The organism is Bradyrhizobium sp. AUGA SZCCT0222, assembly GCF_018130205.1.
In the GTDB taxonomy this organism is placed as follows: Bacteria; Pseudomonadota; Alphaproteobacteria; order Rhizobiales; family Xanthobacteraceae; genus Bradyrhizobium.
On sequence record NZ_JAFCLX010000012.1, the window covers coordinates 151,031 to 170,080 of the forward strand.

At 63.2% G+C, this 19,050-nt stretch carries 14 protein-coding genes; 6 read left to right on the forward strand and 8 right to left on the reverse strand.

The features are described 5' to 3' along the window. Positions 1-72: 72 nt before the first annotated feature. The 3 genes from JQ629_RS13515 to JQ629_RS13525 all read left to right on the forward strand — a co-directional run bounded on the left by JQ629_RS13515 (position 73) and on the right by JQ629_RS13525 (position 4,061). A complete protein-coding gene (locus tag JQ629_RS13515) occupies positions 73-1,155 on the forward strand; it encodes a zinc-binding dehydrogenase (RefSeq protein ID WP_212413093.1) in 1,083 nt (360 codons plus the stop codon). 162 nt (positions 1,156-1,317) lie between these two features. Further along, entirely contained in the window at positions 1,318-2,829 is a 1,512-nt protein-coding gene (locus JQ629_RS13520) for a hypothetical protein (RefSeq protein ID WP_212413094.1), read from the forward strand. A 59-nt stretch (positions 2,830-2,888) separates the two neighbouring features. Further along, positions 2,889-4,061 carry a fumarylacetoacetate hydrolase family protein gene (locus tag JQ629_RS13525; RefSeq protein WP_212413095.1) on the forward strand — a complete coding sequence of 391 codons (1,173 nt, stop codon included), beginning with the start codon at positions 2,889-2,891 and terminating at the stop codon, positions 4,059-4,061. A 109-nt stretch (positions 4,062-4,170) separates the two neighbouring features. Here the strand turns inward: JQ629_RS13525 and JQ629_RS13530 are convergent, their stop codons facing one another. Next, positions 4,171-4,386 (reverse strand): hypothetical protein, encoded by a 216-nt coding sequence (locus tag JQ629_RS13530; RefSeq protein WP_212413096.1) that lies wholly within the window; start codon positions 4,384-4,386, stop codon positions 4,171-4,173. A gap of 304 nt (positions 4,387-4,690) precedes the next feature. Next, complete coding sequence (locus JQ629_RS13535; protein ID WP_212413097.1) at positions 4,691-6,754, reverse strand: ATP-dependent helicase; 2,064 nt, start codon at positions 6,752-6,754, stop codon at positions 4,691-4,693. A 207-nt stretch (positions 6,755-6,961) separates the two neighbouring features. On the opposite strand from JQ629_RS13535, the gene JQ629_RS13540 reads away from it, so the two are divergent. From JQ629_RS13540 to JQ629_RS13550, 3 genes are read left to right on the forward strand one after another with little or no spacing between them, the layout of a single operon-like run. Further along, complete coding sequence (locus tag JQ629_RS13540) at positions 6,962-8,995, forward strand: VTT domain-containing protein (RefSeq protein WP_212413098.1); 2,034 nt, start codon at positions 6,962-6,964, stop codon at positions 8,993-8,995. Next, positions 8,992-9,684: an endonuclease/exonuclease/phosphatase family protein gene (locus JQ629_RS13545; RefSeq protein ID WP_349631260.1), complete on the forward strand. Its 693-nt coding sequence runs from the start codon at positions 8,992-8,994 to the stop codon at positions 9,682-9,684. Before JQ629_RS13540 ends, JQ629_RS13545 begins: the two co-directional genes overlap by 4 nt. Before the next feature lie 35 nt (positions 9,685-9,719). Then, on the forward strand, positions 9,720-10,559 hold the full coding sequence (locus tag JQ629_RS13550; RefSeq protein ID WP_212413100.1) for a GNAT family N-acetyltransferase: 840 nt from the start codon (positions 9,720-9,722) through the stop codon (positions 10,557-10,559). 5 nt (positions 10,560-10,564) lie between these two features. Here JQ629_RS13550 and fsrB read toward each other — a convergent pair whose 3' ends face one another. The 6 genes from fsrB to JQ629_RS13580 form a co-directional block, all read right to left on the reverse strand. Then, positions 10,565-11,854, reverse strand: a complete 1,290-nt coding sequence (fsrB, locus tag JQ629_RS13555; RefSeq protein WP_212413101.1) for a siderophore utilization protein FsrB — start codon at positions 11,852-11,854, stop codon at positions 10,565-10,567. 99 nt (positions 11,855-11,953) lie between these two features. Continuing rightward, positions 11,954-13,942: a TonB-dependent siderophore receptor gene (locus JQ629_RS13560; protein ID WP_212413134.1), complete on the reverse strand. Its 1,989-nt coding sequence runs from the start codon at positions 13,940-13,942 to the stop codon at positions 11,954-11,956. A gap of 569 nt (positions 13,943-14,511) precedes the next feature. After that, a complete protein-coding gene (locus JQ629_RS13565; protein WP_212413102.1) occupies positions 14,512-15,465 on the reverse strand; it encodes a cyclase family protein in 954 nt (317 codons plus the stop codon). Between the two features lie 302 nt (positions 15,466-15,767). Next, positions 15,768-15,941, reverse strand: a complete 174-nt coding sequence (locus JQ629_RS13570; protein ID WP_212413103.1) for a hypothetical protein — start codon at positions 15,939-15,941, stop codon at positions 15,768-15,770. A 166-nt stretch (positions 15,942-16,107) separates the two neighbouring features. Further along, positions 16,108-16,452: a hypothetical protein gene (locus tag JQ629_RS13575; RefSeq protein ID WP_212413104.1), complete on the reverse strand. Its 345-nt coding sequence runs from the start codon at positions 16,450-16,452 to the stop codon at positions 16,108-16,110. Between the two features lie 240 nt (positions 16,453-16,692). After that, positions 16,693-19,008, reverse strand: a complete 2,316-nt coding sequence (locus tag JQ629_RS13580) for a tetratricopeptide repeat protein (protein WP_212413105.1) — start codon at positions 19,006-19,008, stop codon at positions 16,693-16,695. Between the last annotated feature and the right edge of the window lie 42 nt (positions 19,009-19,050).

The window sequence follows — 19,050 nt, forward strand, 5'->3', positions numbered from 1 at the left end:
TGCTTTCGTTCTTCCCTTCTGCGCCCGGCTGTGGGACAGGAAGGAAACAACGAATAACAGGAGAGAACGCCGATGCGGGCTGCAATCTTCCGGAACGGTGAGATCGTCGTCGACCAGATGCCGGAGCCCAAGCCGGGCCCCGGCATGGTGCTGGTCAAATCGTTGGCCTGCGGCATTTGCGGCTCTGACCTGCATGCGCGCAAGCACGCCCACCGCATGGTTGAACTTGCAAAACATTTTCCCGGCCGCAAACCGATGGACCTTTCGCGTGACGTCGTGTTCGGCCACGAATTCTGCTGCGAAATTGTCGACTACGGCCCAGGCACTACGCGAAAACTCAAGGCCGGCACCAGGGTATGTTCGCTGCCGGCGCTGCTGACCGCGGAAGGCCCGCAAGGCATCGGCTATTCCAACGACAATGTCGGCGCCTATGCCGAGCGCATGCTGCTCAGCGAAGCGCTGCTGCTCGAAGTCCCGAACGGATTGGCGGCCGAGCATGCGGCGCTGACCGAGCCGCTTGCGGTCGGCGTTCACGCGGTTGCGAAAGCCAATATCAAAGGAGGCGAAGTGCCGCTGGTGATCGGCTGCGGCCCGGTCGGGCTCGCCGTGATCGCGGCCCTCAAGATCAGGGGATTGCACCCGATCATCGCGGCGGATTATTCACCGGCGCGCCGGGCGCTGGCCGAAAAGCTCGGCGCTGACATCGTCGTGGACCCTGCGCGCACCCAACCTTACACGACCTGGGCCGAGCACGCGGCGATGTCACCGGAGGAAAAAGCCGCGCGGCCGCCGCTGCAGGCCCTGTTGCCGGCGCTGAAACCCGCGCTGATCTTCGAATGCGTCGGCATCCCCGGCGTGATCCAGCAGGTGTTCGAAGGCGCACCGCGCGATGCGCGCATCGTCGTGGTCGGCGTCTGCATGGAGACCGACCGCTCCGAGCCGATGCTCGGCATCCTCAAAGAGCTCAACGTCCAATATGTGCTCGGCTACACGGCGGATGAATTCGCCTATTCCCTGCGCCTGATCGCGGAAGGCGAGGTCGATGCAGCCTCGCTGGTGACCGCAAGCGTCGGCATCGACGGCGTCGCGCAAGCATTTGCCGATCTGGCCAATCCGGAGCGGCATACCAAGATCATCGTGGAGCCGTGGCGGTGATTCCGTCGTCCCGGACAAGCGAAGCGCGATCCGGGACCCATACGCCGCGGCAGTAGTTGTTGAGCACAATGCTCGACGGTTGCTTTCAACAACAGATGATCGGGATTATGGGTCCCGGCCTTCGCCGGGACGACGACGTGATCCGTGTGCTAGGCAGGGACGATGAACAGCACACCAGCCCTGCCAAAACCTCCCGTCGGTGCGATCGCCGCCGGTGCCGTGCTCAGCGCCGTCATTCTCCTGCTATGGGCCCTGCAGCTGGTGACCGTGGCCAGCCTCGGCCAGAGCGATCCGGCGGGCAACGGCCTCGCGCAGGCCTATGCGGCGATCCAGATGATCGTGCTGTGGCTGCTGCTGATGGTCCTGACGATTCTCGCCGGCGCCAGAGGTGTAGCACCCCGGGCCGCTAAAATTGCCGCGCTTGTCATCGTTCCGGCCTCGGGTCTCGTGGCGGCGCTTGCTGCTGATTTGCTCGGGCGCCCTTTCGTTGCACCGTTTTCGTGGCCCATCGTTATTCCGGCGCTGGTGCCGCCGCTGATCGTTGTGTGGGCTCTGTTCGCGCTGTCGGCCGCGCGGTTGCGCGCCAGCATCGTTCGGATTGTCGGCGGGGTCCTGCTGGCGGCGATCGTTGTCGTCTGCGCCTCGATCTGGCCGCTGTCGCAGATGCGCAAGGCGGTGGACGATCAGGAGGCCGCGCGACTGCAAAAATACGACGCCGATCTCGCGCGCGTGGCCGCCAATGCGCCGCTATGGGAATGGACGCCGTTCCTCGACACGCGTGACGGCACCAAGCAACAGAAGGTGCTCGACAGTATTCGCAAGCTGGATCAGCGCCAGGTCCAGGCCGAGGCGATGCTTGAGCGTGGTGACTTTCCGCTTCGCTACCTCGCCTTCTTCGATCTCGATCCGACGCCGGCGCTGTGTGCGAAAGCCCGCGCGTTGCTCGGCATGCAGGTTGAGCCGCTTGTGCTTAATAGCGCCAAGCCCCAACCCTATGCAGCGATCGCCGACCAGGTATCCGGTGCGCTCGCCGCGATGGGCTGGCTGGTCGGATATGGCTGTTCCTGCGATGCGGAATCGACGGCGTGGGAAACCATGGCGAAGGCGTATACCGACCCCAGCTACGACCTTCATCGCCTGGCCGAGCTTCGTGACCCCAAACAACTCGGACGAACTGCGCGGGAGCGTCCGGAGCGCTTCTCGATGCTGAACGCGCAATCGCATTTGCGGGGATGGCTCAGGTTTGTCGATGAGGCCGGCCTGCAGGCACAGGCGCTGGCCGGCGCCCGCCAGGTGGGCAGCCGCACCGCCGACGCCGTCGAAATCCTGCGCGACAAATACGACGAGGAAAGCCGCTGGAAACTGCAGCGCTTCCTCGTCAGGCTCGACCTCGAGGCGACGCAGCCTCTGTGCATGAACGCGCTGAGCGAGCTGCACGCCCAGTTTGCAAAAATCTACCGCCCGGCGCCGACCGACGAGCCGCGGCCCTATTCCGAACTGCTGCAACGGCTGGGAACCAGCGAGCAGCTGCCCAATCTGATATGGCTGTCGCGGCATGGCTGCGCCGCGGGGCCCGAACTGGATGAGGCCATAGCGCTGGTGAAGGCGTATCAGGACTCGGCCGATCGGGCGAAAATGCTGGCAACGCTGACCGCGCTTCGATCGGCGCGTTAGCACCAAAGCCGGCGCGCGTGTAGAGTGATAAAAAACCAGTCGCAAGGGGAGACGAGTAAATGATCACACTGACCACAAAAGACGTCCTGCCGGAAGACGGCGCTGATGGCACGCTGGTGGGGCGGGTCTGGATGCCTGATCTCGCAGGGCCGGCCGTGGTCGCAGTCCGCAACGACGGCGTCTTCGATGTCAGCGCGCGGTTCTCTACCGTCAGCGCGCTGTGCGAGGAGGCCAACCCCGCGGAGGCGCTGCGCGGCACCGCGGGGACGCGCATCGGCGATCTCGAAAGCATCGTCGCCAACACGCCGCCCGATCGCCGCGACCGGGCAAAACCCTGGCTGCTGGCGCCGCTCGATCTTCAGGTCCTGAAAGCCGCCGGCGTCACCTTTGCGATCTCGATGCTGGAGCGCGTGATCGAGGAGCGGGCGCGCGGCAATCCGGCCTCGGCGGAAGCGATCCGCACGGAAGTGGTGCGGCTGGTCGGCGACGACCTTTCAAAGCTCAAGCCTGGCTCGGGCGAAGCGATGAAGCTGAAGGCGGTGCTGATCGAGCAGAACGCCTGGAGCCAGTATCTGGAAGTCGGCATCGGTCCGGACGCCGAAGTGTTCACCAAGGCGCCGACGATGTCTTCCGTCGGCACGGGCATGGATGCCGGCCTGCATCCCAAATCGACCTGGAACAATCCGGAGCCGGAAGTCGTGCTGGTCGTGTCGAGCCGCGGCGCGATCGTCGGCGCGATGCTCGGCAACGACGTCAATCTTCGCGACTTCGAGGGGCGCTCGGCGCTGCTGTTGTCGAAAGCCAAGGACAACAACGCCTCCTGCGCCGTCGGCCCGCTGCTGCGGCTGTTCGACAATGGTTTTTCGCTCGATGACGTGCGGAAAATGGATGTCGGGCTGACCGTGAAGGGACAGGACGGTTTTGTCCTCGACGGCCATTCCTCGATCAGCAAGATCAGCCGCGATCCCACCGACCTCGTCGCCCAGACCATCGGGCCGGTGCATCAATATCCCGACGGCTTTGCGCTGTTCCTCGGCACGATGTTCGCGCCCGTGAAAGACCGCGATGCGCCGGGCGAGGGCTTTACCCACAAGCGCGACGACATCGTCACGATCTCGGCGCCGCAGCTTGGCAAGCTCGTCAACCGCATGCGCACCAGCGACGAATGCGAGCCCTGGACCTTCGGCATCGGCGAACTGATGCGGAACCTCTCCAAGCGGAAGGTGCTGTAGCGTTGCTTCGTAGGGTGGGCAAAGCGCAAGCGTGCCCACCATTTCGCTTCGTGCAGGTGATGGTGGGCACGGCGCAAGGGCGCCTTTGCCCACCCTACGATGCCTGTGATTACGGCATCACGAGCGTAATGACACCGTCGTCGACGGTGCCGCCCTTGATGCCGTCGCGCGCCATCTCCTCGATGACAGGCCATTTCTCGCGGAACAGAACCGACGCCTCCTGTATGCTTGGCGCGTCGACCTTGACGCAGCAGGCCCGACGTTCACCGTCATTCGCGATCTGGAAGAAGAAACTGTAGCCACCCGGTTCCCCATCGCCATTCATTCGATTTCGTTCATGTCGCATTCAGTGTCCCCTGATTTGCGTCGATCGGGGACCAGTTGCGTTTTCAATTTGGATTTTCGTGCGGCGCGATTGTGTCGCCGGAAATTTTCGCCGCACCTGTTGCAAACATAAGACAATTGGAACCAGCGCAGCTCTGCGAACTGCCCATCTCATTGGCAGATGCCTGAGTGTTGTCCAGCGGACTAGAGCCTTTTCCGTTCCGATGGAATCGGAACGGGGCTCTGGATTCTGCTTTGACGCGTTTTCTTGACGCGACCCGGTGTCCACTTCGCTGGAAAACGCTCTACCGCCACATCCCGCGCATGCGAGCACCGACGTCAATGCGCGGACCGTTGCTTGCGGGCCGGGAAGCGGCTCCGCTCACCGCGAGCGGCCAGGTCGTCTTGTCGAACAAGGCGAGCAGGCGATCGGGAATGAAGCGGGTTCTCGACGCATAGACGTGGCGGTCGCCCTTCGCGTGCTGCCCGTGCGTGAAGAAACGCTGCGGGACGACAAGATGCAGATCATCCTTGGCCCTGGTCATGGCGACGTAGAGCAGCCGTCGTTCTTCTTCGATCTCGGCCGTCGTTCCGGTACCGAGGTCGGAGGGCATGCAGCCGTCGACCACATTGAGCACGAACACCGACTTCCACTCCTGGCCCTTGGCAGAGTGAATCGTCGACAGGATCAAATAGTCCTCGTCGAGCAGGGGAACCCCGGCCTGGTCACTGGTGGCGTCGGGCGGATCGAGCGTCAGCTCGGTGAGGAAGCGTTCACGGGAAGCATATCCGCTCGCGATTTGTTCAAGCTGGACAAGATCGGCCCGGCGGGTTTCGGCATCCTCGTGAATTCGATCCAGATGCGGTTCGTACCACAAACGCGCGCGTTCGAGATCGGCAGGCCAGGTTGAACGGCGCAGGTCCGCAATGACGGCGGTGAATGTTTTCCAGTCCTCGCCGGCGCGCGGCGGGATCGGTGCCCGGGCGAGGGCTGCGATCGGGTCGGGATCATCAGCCATGTGATCAAGCACGCGCTGCGCCGAGGCGGGGCCGACGCCCGGGATCAGGTGCATCAGCCGAAAGCCGGCCACACGGTCTTTCGGGTTCTCGACGAAGCGCAGCAACGCCAGCATGTCCTTTACGTGGGCGGCGTCGAGAAACTTGAGGCCGCCAAACTTGACGAAGGGGATGTTGCGCCGGGTCAACTCGACTTCCAGCGAACCGCTATGACTGGATGTCCGGAACAGGACGGCCTGCTCCTTCAACCGCGCGCCGGACTCCCGGTTCTCCAGAACGCGTTCCACGATGCAGCGCGCCTGGTCGGCTTCGTCGCGCACCGTGACAAGCTGGGGTTTTGTCCCCGAATTCCGGTCGGTCCATAGATTTTTGGTGAAGCGTTCGCGGGCCAGATCGATTACGCCGTTGGCCGCGGCCAGGATGGCCTGTGTCGACCGATAGTTTCGATCAAGCGTGATGATGCTGGCCGGTGGCGAGAATTGTGTCGGGAAGTCGAGGATGTTGCGCACCGTCGCAGCGCGGAATGAATAGATCGCCTGCGCATCGTCGCCGACGACCGTGAGGCCGTGGCCGCCGGGCTTGAGTGCCAACAGAATGGACGACTGCAGGCGGTTGGTGTCCTGGTATTCATCGACCAGGACATGGTCGAAGCGGCCGCCGATATCGTCGGCGATTTCAGCATCGTTCATGGTCTGCGCCCAGTAGAGCAGGAGGTCGTCATAATCGAGCACGTTCTGGCGCTGTTTGGCCTCGACATAGCCGGCGAACAATTCTTTCAATTCGGCTGCCCATCCGGCGCACCAGGGGAATGATGCCCCCAAAACCTGCTCGATCGGCGCCTCGGCGTTGACGCATCGCGAGTAGATCGAAAGACACGTACCCTTGGTCGGGAAACGATTTTCGGTCTTGGAGAAGCCGAGGTCATGCCGGACCAGATTCATGAGGTCGGCGGAGTCCTCGCGGTCGTGGATCGTGAAGGCGGGGTTGAGGCCGATCTGGTCGGAGTATTCGCGAAGCAGACGCGCGCCGATGCCGTGGAAGGTGCCTGCCCAGGCCAGCGCATCGGTCATCACGCCGGCATTGTCACCCATCACCTTCCGCGCGATCCGTTCGACGCATTTGCTCATTTCGGATGCGGCGCGGCGTGAAAACGTCATGAGAAGAATGCGGCGGGGGTCGGCACCGCTGACGATCAGATGGGCCACGCGATGCGCAAGCGTGTTGGTCTTGCCGGATCCGGCTCCGGCAATCACCAGGAGCGGCGCAACAGGGCCCGGCCCGATCGCGCCATGCTCGACCGCACGGCGCTGTTCCGGATTGAGATTGTCGAGATAGGCAGCGGCAATTGACACGAATGATCGTCCCCAGGAGCGAATCAACGGTCACTGATTCTCGCTTTGTTCGCAATGATCCCTCGCCATTGCCGGGCAGGGAACTCAGCAAGTTCCAGGGCGTTTGAATGGGTATGCGTTCTCATTCCGCAGAGGTGATGACTGCTTCAACGTGCATCCATTCTCGTCCCTGGCCAGACCATCTGGAAAAAGGGCGACGCAAGCCGGGTGGCTGTGCTGAACGACGCGGCCGAATATTTCGCGGCCCTGCGGGACGTGCTGCTCCGCGCGGAGCGGCAGATCTATATCGTCGGCTGGGATATTCACAGCGAGACCGACCTGGTGGGGCCGTCAGGCCGTGCCGAAGATGGATTGCCGATCAAGCTCGGCGCCTTCCTGAAGGCCTTGCTGCAGAGCAAGCCGGCGCTGCGCATCAACATCCTGACCTGGGACTTCGCGGCGCTGTATGCCGCGGAGCGCGAATGGAATTCCGCTGCAAAATTCACGGCGGGTTGCGACGGACGACTTTGCTTCTGCCTGGATGCCTGTCTGCCCCTGGGCTCCGCCCAGCATCAGAAGATCGTCGTGGTCGACAATTCGATCGCCTTCGTCGGTGGCCTCGACCTCACGATCCGCAGGTGGGACACCAGCGAGCACCGTCTCGACCATCCATTGCGCCGCGATCCCGACGGCAAGCCTTACCCGCCATTCCATGATGTCCAGTGCATGGTCGAGGGCCCGGCGGCAGCCGCGCTCGGCGAAATCGCAATGGCGAGGTGGACGGCGGCCGGCTGCACCAGTGAACCTTTGCTGCCCGTCGCAGGCGATCATTGGCCGGCATCCGTACTGGCGCAGGCGCAGGCGATTACGGCCGGCATTGCGAGAACCGAACCGAAAACCGAGACCTGCGAGGAAATAGATGAGGTCGCCCGGCTGTTCGAGGCCTCGATCAACGCGGCGAACCGCTTCATCTATATCGAGAACCAGTTCACCAGCGCCAACGAGATCGCGCGCTCGCTGGCGCGGCGAATGGTGGACGTTCCCGCGCTGCGTGTTCTCATCGTGACCCCGAAGGGGCATTCGTCATGGTTCGAATCCCAGGCGATGCAGGGCGGCCGGGGAGGCTTCCTCGATCCGTTCGTTGCCGCCGGTGTTACCGATCGTCTTCGTATCCTTTATCCGTCGGTCGCCGATGAGAAATCATCCGCGGCGGTGATGGTGCACAGCAAGGTCATGATCGTCGACGACGGCTTTCTCCGCGTCGGCTCCGCCAATATCAACAACCGCTCCATGGGGGCGGATACCGAATGCGACCTGGCGTTCGAGGCGACGTCCGAACGTCACCGTGATTTCATCCGCAGCCAGCGGCGCCGCTTGATCGGGCATTTTTGCGGGCTTGACGAAGCTGTCATCGCGGACAACGAGGACGACCTGTTTGGATTTATCGACCGCCATGCGGCGAGTGGCGCGGGCAGGGCGCTGGTGCCGATCGATTTCGAACATGCGCCGGCGCTGATCGGTATCGTCCAGCCGCTCGCGGATCCAAGGCATCCGCTCAACCTCCAGCGCGCCGCGCGGCGGATGTGGAACGGGCGTACCGTGATGGCGGCGGCCGGCACCGCGGCCGCGCTGGCGGGACTGGCCCTTGCCTGGCGCTATACGCCGCTGAGCAACTACACCGATCTCGGATACGTAGCCTCGCTGATTTCGCAGCACGCGCAATCGGCATTCGCGCCGCTCTATGCGGTTGCGCTGTTCGTGCTGGGCGGGCTGGTGGTATTTCCAGTGATCGTCCTGATTGCCGCGACGGCGGCGGCGCTGGGGCCCTGGATCGGCGCCCTGAGCGCCACGGTCGGGGTCCTCTTGAGCTCACTGCTGCTGTTCATGATCGGCCGTCTAGTGGGTCACAAACGCCTTCAGGCGGTACTCGGCGCCCGCGCCTTGCGCGTTCAGAACCGCATCACCGGCCGGGGTGTTGTCGCGGTGGCGATGATCCGGATGGTCCCGATCGCTCCCTTTACGCTGGTCAACCTTCTGGCTGGCGCGAGCCAGCTAAGGCTGAGCGACTTTCTGATCGGAACCCTGCTTGGAATGGCGCCGGGCATCATCACGATGGCCGCGCTGGGCGCGCAGATCGCGGACTTCGCCAGGAATGCATCATGGTCGAATATCGTGCCGCTCGGCCTGACCATCGTGCTGTGGATCGCCGTTTGTCTCGCGGTCCAGTTCCTCGTGACCTGGCTGAGCGGTCGGCGCTCGTGACGGATACGCTGCGCGTCATGACATGGAACGTGCACGGCACGTTCAATCTCAATCCGGACTTCGACCTTGAAGGTGTCTGTTCGGTCATTGAGAAATGGTCGCCTGACGTCGTGGCCCTGCAGGAAGTCGACTCGCGCGGACGCCTCGACGATGTGTTCGGACGGCTGGCGGACGCCGTCGGCGAGCACCGCGTGGAAGCCCACTCGATCGTCACGCAGGATGGTCACTATGGCCAAGTCCTGCTGAGCAGATGGCCCTTCGCCTGCGAACCCACAGTGACCGACGTCTCCTATCAGGAGAGGGAACCGCGCCGGGCGATTTCCGCGCGCATCCTCACGCCGATCGGCGAGGTGAATGTGGTGGCGACCCATCTTGGTCTTAGCATGCACGAACGTTACGCGCAGGCGCAGGCGCTCGCTGCGCTGGTGAATGCGCCCCGGACCATCGTCCTCGGTGACTTCAACGACTGGTTCTGGTTCAAGTCCGTGCGCCGGGCCCTGGCAGCGCGATGTCCGGTTCGAACGCGCCTGCGGACGTTCCCGTCGCGATTCCCCGTCCTGCGCCTCGACCGCGTCTACGCCACCCCGAGCGGGACGATTGTGAAGGCGTGGTCCGATCACGAGGCGAGGAGTTGTTCAGATCATCTGCCGGTTATTGCGGACATCGCGTTTTCTCATGATAATTTGTGATATCGGTTGATAATTCCAACTGTGCGATCGCAGCCATGAATGATTTGCGCATCCGGCCGATGCGGCCGGACGACATCTCGATAGCCGTCGACTGGGCGGCGGCCGAAGGCTGGAACCCGGGCTTCGCCGACGCCGCCTGCTTCGCAACCGTTGATCCCCAGGGTTTTTTCATCGGCGAGCTCGATGGCGCTCCGGCGGCGACGGTCTCCTGCGTCAATTACAGCGATCATTTTTCCTTCCTCGGTTTCTATATCGTGCGCGCGGATCTGCGCGGCCGCGGCTACGGGCTGGGGATATGGAACGCGGCCATCGCGCATGCGGGCCCGCGCGTGATCGGGCTCGACGGCGTGGTCGCGCAGCAGCAAAACTATCGGCGGTCCGGGTTCGAACTGGCTTATGCCAACGTCCGTTACGGGGGCACCGTCGCGGCCCCGGCCGTGCCATCTGGCGTCGTGGCGCTGACCGAAATACCCTTGGCGGCCGTGGCGGCCTACGACGCGACCGTGTTTCCGGCGCCGCGCACCGCGTTCCTGCGCGCCTGGATCAACGCGCCCGGGCATAGCGGTCGCGCCCTCGTGCGCGATGGCGCGCTTGCCGGATGGGGCGTGATCCGCGCATGCCGGAAGGGCCACAAGATCGGCCCGCTGGTGGCCGACGATCGCGCCACGGCCGAGGTCGTTCTATCGGCTTTGCTGGCCAGCGTGGGCGGCGGCGAGATCTTCCTCGACGTTCCCGGCATCAACCGCGACGCCGTCGCGTTGGCGCAGGATCTGGGGCTCACGCCGGTGTTCGAGACGGCGCGGATGTATACCGGCGCGATCCCGCCGCTGCGGCTGGAGCGGGTGTTCGGCGTCACGACGTTTGAGCTCGGGTAGCGGCGCTATTCCGCGGGCGCGAGCTGTCCGCCAGGCCGTGTCGCCGCGGTCTCGCGCACCCGGACCCGGGCACGTCGCTTGCGCCACCAGATCACGACGCCGGTTACCGACAGCGCCGCAACCACCAAGCCCATGATCGAGATCAGGATGCGGCCGGGCAGCCCGACGATACGGCCGGAATGCAACGGGAACTGCGCCTGCACGAAGATGTCGGCGGCGGTGCCGACCCACGGCAGCCGCGCGCCGATCGGGCGCCCGTCCTCGCTGTCGTAGTAAAGCTGCGCCGGTCCGACGCCGCCGCTGCCATGATCGTCGCCGGGGTGGAAGAAGCCCGCGGCATACACGCCGTGCGCCGGACCGTAATTGATCGAGCCGACCGGCGTGGTCCAGCCGCGGCTCTTGCCGTCGGCCGCCGCACGCGCGGCGATGTCGGCAAAACTGACCTTGGGTTCGATCGGATCGTCGAGATGCCGGTACGGACGCTGCTCATACGGCGTCGGGGTGTAGTCCGACACCGTCTTCATCAACGGCGAGAACACCTCGAAATACAGGTTGAGCGAGAACGCCGTGAAGGCGATCACGAACAGTAGCGCCCAGGTCCACAGGCTGAAGGCGCGGTGGATGTCGAAATTGATCCGGTAGGTGCTGCCCGAAGTCTTGATCTTCCAGGCCGGCGCCCAGCGCGCCCAAAAGCCACGGCCGAGCTCGCGCTCGACGGCAGGGGCGCGGCCCGCCCGGGCGCGGCGACGCGACGGCAGCGTCAGATAGAAACCGACGAAGCAATCGATGGTCCAGATGATGGCGATGACGCCGAGCACGCGCATGCCCCAGCGGTCGCTGCCCCAGAACTCCGGAATGTGCATGGTGTAGTGCAGCCTGTAGAGGAACGAGACGAAGTTCTCGCGCGTCACCGGCCACACCGCGCCCCAGTAGCGCCGCCCGAGCTCTACGCCGGTGTTGGGATCGAGGAAGATCTGGTTGTAATCGAGGCTGAATCGCTTGCCGGTGGCGGGATCGATCCGCGGCAGCACGAAGAACCACAGCGAGTGGTCTTTTTCCGGCGTCATGAACATGTGGACGACGCGCGCACGGGGATCGCGCTGCTCGATCAGCTTGACGAGATCGATGGAGGGTATAGCCGGACCGCTGCTGGTCACGTCGAACAGCTGCTTGTTGAGCAAATCGTCGATCTCGTGATCCCACGAGATGATCGCGCCGGTAATGCCCGAAAAAAACAGAAAGCCGGCCGTGAGAAGGCCGGCCCAGCGATGCAGTCGCCCGAAGATCGATCTCATGGCGTTCGCCCGTGTTGGGGTTGCCTCAATTATCAAACATCGTCACCGCCGGTCGGCCGACCGGCGGTGACGTATCCGTCGCAGTGTGTCGTGTTTGACCTACCATCGATAGGTCACCTTGCCGATCGCCTTGCGCCCCTCCGCGTAGAAGCATCCCGAGAGGCTGTAGCAGGCGGCGACATAGCGCGTGTCGGCGAGATTGGTGACGTTCAGCGAGAGGCGCCAATTGTCCTTGTTGTAGGCGAGCAGCGCATCCAGCACGGTGGCCGCTTCGACCTTGAAGGTGTTGGCGTCATCGCCCCAGGTCGCGCCGACATAGCGGATGCCACCGCCGAACTGGACCCCGGCAAGCGGGCCGCTCCGCAGCGTGTAGTCGCTCCACAGCGAGGTGCGGTTGAGCGGCACCGTGGGGGGCGCCTTGCCGACGTTGACCGGGTCCTGCGTGATCACGGCGTCGACATAGGCGTAGGCGGCGCGCAGGTTCCAGCCGTCGGCCAGCGACACCGTGCCTTCGAGCTCGATGCCGCGGGACTTCACCTGGCCGGTCTGTTCAGCGGTATAGAGCGGTGGCGGGTATGTAACGACGTTGGAGCGCGTCAGGTCGAACGCCGCGAACGTGAACAGCGCGTTCAGGCCGACCGGCTGGTACTTGACGCCGACCTCATACTGAACGCCGGTCTCGGGGTTGAGCAACTGGCCCGCCGCGTTGGTCGCCAGCACCGGCAGGAAAGATTCGGAATAGCTGAAATATGGCGCGATTCCATTGTCGAAATTGTACATGACCGCTGCGCGGCCGGTGAACGCCGAGGCGTCGGTCGTGGCCGAGGTGTTGAAGAGACCGCTGTCGACCTTCGTGGTGACGAAATCCTGGCGGCCGCCGAGCTGGAACGAGAGCCGGCCGAGCTTGATCTGGTCCTGCGCGTAGAGCCCGACCTGCGATTGCTTGATGCCGGTGTTGTCGCTCATGGCCCCAATGGTCCAGTCGTAGCTGTAGACCGGGGCGAACACGTTGATCTCGGGGGCCGAGGTCGTCACGCCATAGGCGGTGTCGCGGAATGAGGTGTTGCGGTAGTCTATGCCCACCAGCGTCGTGTGGCTGAGGAAGCCGGTGGTGAACTTGCCCTGCAGTTGATTGTCGACCGCGAAGGAATTGATGTACGAGTTGCTCGTGCTGCCGTAGCGCGCTAGCAGACCTGCGGCCTCGTTGGTGTAGCCGCCGCCATAGAACACTTTTTCTTCGTTGTGCTGGTAGGCGTAGCGCAGATTCTGCCGGAAGGTGATGGCGTCGCTGAAGTCGTGCGAGAGCTGGTAGCCGGCGGTCGCGATCTCGGTGTTGAAAGCGTCGAAACTGGGCACGCCCGCGAAAAACGAGACCGGGATGGTGCGGCCGTTATTGGGCCACACCGTGCCCGAAGCCGGCAGGAACTGCAGTCCCCATCCTGCCCGGTCCCTCTGATAGTTGGCCAGGAAGGTGATGGTCGTATCCTCGTTCGGCTTGAAGGTGACGGCCGGCGCGATGAAGACGCGGTTGTCCTTGGTGAAATCGACCTGGGTCTCGCCGTCGCGAACGACGCCGGTCAGCCGCCACAGCACGGTGCCTTCCTTGTTGGCGGGACCGCCCATGTCGAACTGGCCCTGATAGCGGTTGAAGCTGCCGCCCGAGATCGAGGCTTCACCGAACTGTTGCGCGGTCGGCAGCTTGGTAACGTAATTGAGGATGCCGCCGGTGCCGCTACCGCCATACATCGCCGACGACGGCCCCTTGAGGACCTCCAGGCGCTCGGCACCGTATGGATCGAGACCGTTGAAATGCACGTAGTTGCTGGACGGCACCCGCAGGCCGTCGATGTAGAGTCCCGGCATGGTCATGTCGAAACCGCGGATCTGCAGGCCACCGAAGCGCGTGTCTGAACCGCCGTTGACATCGCCGCTGACGCCGGCGGTGTAGCGCAACGCCTCACCGATCGACACCGCGCCCTGGTTTCTGACCTGGTCGGTGGTGACGACGGAAATCGATTGCGGGGTTTCGATGAGCGGCGTGTCGGTCTTGGTCGCGGTGGCGGAGCGAGTCGCGACGAATCCGCGCACCGGACCATTGGCGCGCTCGCCGGCGCCGGGACCCGATGGGATCGCAGCCGGCGCCGCTTGCGGCGCCCGGGCTGCGCGATTGGCGCGTACGCCGCGCGCGGTTGCGGCGCGGCGGGATGGCTGGGCCGTGGCCGGGCGCGCGCGCTGCTGCGGCGATTCCACTGTGATTGGCGGGAGTGACGACTGCGCCAGCGCGGCGCCGGTCGGCAGGGCGAGGGCAAATCCGCTGACTGCCCCGAGGCAGATCATTCGTGTCAGCTGAAGTCGGGTGGCGGAAGGCGAGTGGAACTCTTTGGGTATCACGCTGCGATGTATCCTGAAGCCTGCCGGCTTGGCCGGTACGATTTTTGAGCCTTCGCTCTAACGCAGGCACCTTCGCAGCGCGATGGGTGGTTACTAGAATTGCTCCAGATTGAAAACTTCCGGTTCAAATGCGGGCTAGCGCCCGCGATGCTAGCGACCAGCGACCGTCGTCCCGCCAAATCTGCAAGTGAGACATGTCTCGTGCGACGTCCGCTCTGCTTCCAGAGCGGACATCGCACGGCGCCCGGGCGTGATCGCGGATTACGCTACCTCACCGCGACCGGTGAAACCGTCGAGCCGGAGCCGCCCTGAATCTTGAGCGGCTGCATCACGAAGGCGAATTCTCCGACGCCCTTTTGCGCGAGTTCGTCAAGCTTGAGGTTCTCCAGCAGGTGGATGCCGTTCACCACCAGCGCGATCTGGTGCACCGGCAGCGACAATTGCTTGTCGGGGTTGGGCGAGACTTCGACTGGCCAGTTGTCGGCGCCGAGCAGCATCGGGTCTTTCGTGGCGAGCCAGAGCGCGGCCGGCACGCCGATGCCCGGGCAGGATTTCACGTAGCGCGGATTGTCCTTGCCGTAGATCTTGCCCCAGCCGGTATGGATGAGCACCGCGTCGCCGGGCTGCAGCGTCAGATTCTGCTTCTTCAGCGCGCCCTCGAGATCCTCCACGGTGATTTCGTAATTGTCACCCAGCATCTCGACGCCCTTGAAGCCTGCGACGTCGATCAGGACGCCGCGCGTGAACAGCGTGCCTACATTGTGGATGCCGAACTTCTTGAAGCCGTTGCGCTCGGCGTTCTCGTCGACCTTCTGGCAATTGTACCAGCTATTGAGATGGGTCTGGTGCGCAAAGCCGTCGAACTGCGTGCCGACCTGGCCGAGTTCGGTGACGACGAGCTCTTCGTTCGAACCGCGCATGTTGGAGAACTGGTTCATGAAGGTGCGTTTGGTGTGCACGTCGAAGCGCCGTGTCCCGAAAAACGGCATGCTGGGACCGAGCACGTATGCGAGCTCGATCACCTCGCCGCTCTTGATCAGCTTCGCGGCGTTCATCACGGCCGCGGGTTTCTGGTGATTGGCCGATCCGCGCTCGTCGGCCGCGCCCCATTTCGAAGGGCAGCGCTGGCTTTCCGCCGGAACGGTCCAGCTTGGCGCTTGCGCATAGGCGGCGGCGGAAAACGCAAGCGTGATCGCCGCACCCAAAGTGAATGCTTTCATCCCTGTTCCTCCCAAGAGCGGGTGCTCTGGAAAACGGCACCCCAGAATAGAGTATGCGGGTCCCGTCCGGGCGGTTCAAGGCATGACAACGTGCCTGAGACGATGTGCCATCCGGGCGAGGTAATCCACATTGTGCTGCAACGGAATTGCAGAAGCACGCTAAGATAGCGCGAAGCAGACGCAACTATCGACGTCGGTTGGGTGCCAAAGCAGACCCTGCACCGCAGCAAACAACATGGTGCCTCCGACGAAAAACACGGTAGATTGAGGTCGCCACGTGCTCGCGATTCGGAGGAGCCATGTCAACACAGCGCCGGCGAGGTTTGCAGGGTGCGGGTCCAGCGAAGCGACCAACCGTCGATAAATATCCTGCTCGGCGATTTCCTATTCAGCATGGAATTCAGCAATTGGAAGAGGAACTGCACGCCTTCAACGACCGGATCGCAGAATTGGAAGATGAGGGTCATCGCGGTCATGCGATGAACGTGTTGAAGGAAAATGCGATAGATCTCGCGCGACGGATCGACGAACTTCGCAGCTTGCTGGTCGAACCCACAAAGAGAGGTCGGTCTCCGTAGGCTGCTCCAAGCGATGCCTCAGGCTCAGTCTCTGATGCCTCGGGCTCAGTCTGATGCCTCAGGCTCAGTCTCCTAGAGCTTTCTCGTGAGCTTTCAGCGCGGCGGCCATCAGCTTCGGCAGGCTCCTGGCATAGGACTCGATGAATGCCGCATCGCCGCACGCTTGAGGGGCGCGGGCGGCCTGCTCGGCGATGCGAGCGGCCTTTGCCTCGCACTTCGCGAAGATGTGCCAAAACCATTCCGGCTTTTTAGCCATCGCATGCTTGTGCCTCTTGAGGACTGCGGCCCCAACGGCGCTCATCGCACTGACCGCACCCGCGCTCAGGGTACTGAGGGCTTGCGCGCTCATGATATCTTCGCGCGCTTGCGCGGGGCCGGTGGTTGCGGTTGCTCGGGCTTTGGTCGGCATGATCGGCTCCTGATGCGCCCCATCGGTTGCACTGAGCATCGACCTGCGAAGTTGAGGAACACTCAATTTAGATAGGTTGCGAACCGTTTTGGATTTCGCTCCGTTTTGTGTATCTTTTTAGATGTTCCCAGGGCTTTGCTTCAAAGAAGGCTTTGCTTCAAAGAAGGCTTTGCTTCAAAGCAGTGCAGGCGAAAGAGGCGGACGCGGCCGGTCGTGTCGCCGCTTGCGCCGCCAGGCGCCTCATTTTTCCAGCCCTTTGGCAATCTTGCCCTTGATCTTCTTTGCTTCGGCCGGATCGGGCCTGAGCGACAAGGCCTGCTCCCAGGATTTGCGCGCCTCGTCCTGGCGTCCCGCCCGCCAGTGCACATCGCCGAGATGGTCTCTTATTTCGTTGTTGTCCGGTTCAAGCGCGGCCGCGCGCTCCAGCAGCTTGATCGCCTCCTTGTAATCGCCGAGGCGGTAGTGCGCCCAGCCGAGACTGTCGAGCAAATAGCCGTCGTCCGGCCTGAGCTTGACGGCCTTCTCGAGCAGCGCCAGGCCTTCCCTGAGCTTGAGCTTCCGATCGACCCAGTTAAAGCCGAGTTGATTGAGCACGTCGGGTTGATCGGGATCGAGCTCCATCGCCTTGAGAAAATCCGCCTCCGCCTGCGGCCATTTGCCGAGCCGCTCAAAGCTCACGCCGCGGTAAAGCCAGTAGGTCCAGTGCGCCTTCTCCGGCTTGCCGGCCAGTTCGATGACCTTGCCGTAATCCCTGGCGGCGCGATCGAAATCGCTCTTGCGGCGCCAGGCATCGCCGCGACCGCTGTATGCCCGCATATTCTTCGGGTCGAGTCGGATCGCCTCGCTGAAATCCTTGATGGCGCGGTCGTTGTCGCTCTTGCTGGCGTAGACGCTGGCGCGATTGGCATAGGCCGCCGCATCGTCCGGCCTGAGGCGGATCGCCTCGTCGTACTCCTTGATGGCGCGGTCAGGATCACCCTTGGCGACGAAAACAGCCGCGCGATTGAAATAGGCGGCCACATATTTCGGGTCGTGGCGGATCGCCTCGCTGTAATCTTCGATGGCGCGGTCGTTGTCGCCCTTCTCCCTGTGGAGATTGCCGCGATTGTAATAGGCGGCCACGTACTTCGGGTCGAGACCGATCGCTTCGTCGAAATCCTTGATGGCGCGATCGTTATCGCGCTTGTTGGAATAGACGACGCCGCGATTGTAATAGGCTTTCGCATCTTTCGGATCGAGACTTATCGCCTCGCCGTAAGCCTTGATGGCGCTGTCGTAATCGCCCTTGGTGGTGTAAACCGCCCCGCGATTGAAATAGGCCGCCGCATATTTCGGGTCGAGGCGGATCGCCTCGCTGTAGTCCTTGATGGCGCGGTCGTGATCGCCCTTTTCCCTGGAGGCATTGCCGCGATTGAAATAGGCGGCCACAAATTTCGGGTCGAGGCGGATTGCCTCGTCGAAATCCCTGATGGCGCGGTCGTTGTCGCCCTTGTTGGCGTAGGCGCCGCCCCGATTGCTGTAGGACGTCGCATTTTTCGGATCGAGGCGGATCGCTTCGGCGAAATCCTTGATGGCGCGGTCGTGATCGCCCTTTTCGGCGTAGGCGTGTCCGCGATCGTTATAGTCGTCGGCATTCTTTGGGACCAACGCCGTTTGCCCCGCTCTCGGCCGCAGCCGCGCCGCCTCGTCGAAATCCTTCCTGGCCCGGGCGGCGTCTCCCTTGTTTTCATGGGCCCGCCCGCGGATCTCATAGGCAAGCGCATATTTCGGATCGAGGCGGATCGCCTCGTCGTACTCCTTGATGGCGCTGATATAATCGCCTTTGAAGAAGTAGGCGCCGCCACGATGCAAATGGGCGCTCGCATCTTTCGGATTGAGGCGGATCGCCTCGCTGTAATCCTTGATGGCGCGGTCGTGATCGCGCTTGCTGGTGTAGGCAAGCCCGCGATTGAAATAGGCCTCCGCAAAATTCGGATCGAGGCGGATCGCCTCGTCGTGATCCCTGATGGCGCGGTCGTTGTCGCCCTTGCCGGAGTAGGCATTGCCGCGATTGCTATAGGCATCCGCCAATTTCGGATCGAGGCGGATCGCCTCGTCGTGATCCTTGATGGCACGGTCGTTGTCGCCCTTGCTGTGATAGGCCTTGCCGCGACCGGTAAAAGCAAGTGCATATTTCGGATTGAGGCGGATCGCCTCGTCGTAATCCTTGATGGCGCGGTCGTAATCGCCTTTCAAGAAGTGGGCTCGACCGCGGGCGTTATAGGCACGCTCCGCTTTCGGATCGAGGCGGATCGCCTCGTTGTAATCCTTGATGGCGCGGTCGTTATCGACGGTGCCGTAGGCATAGCCGCGATTGACATAGGCGTTGGCCCGGCTCGTCTCGCTCTCTGCTGCGCCGCGCGCCAACACCTCCGAGCATCCGGCGATCTTGCGTTCCTGGTCGGCGATTTGACCGCAATCCTCCCACGCCTTGTCCGCCGCGCGGGCCGGCGACGCGAGCAGGGGCAGGAACGCCGGAGCAAGGAAAAGGGTTAGGAAAAGGCAACGCCGAAACATCTCGTACTCCATCCAAAGCGCGTAGGGGGAGGCGGCGCGGCG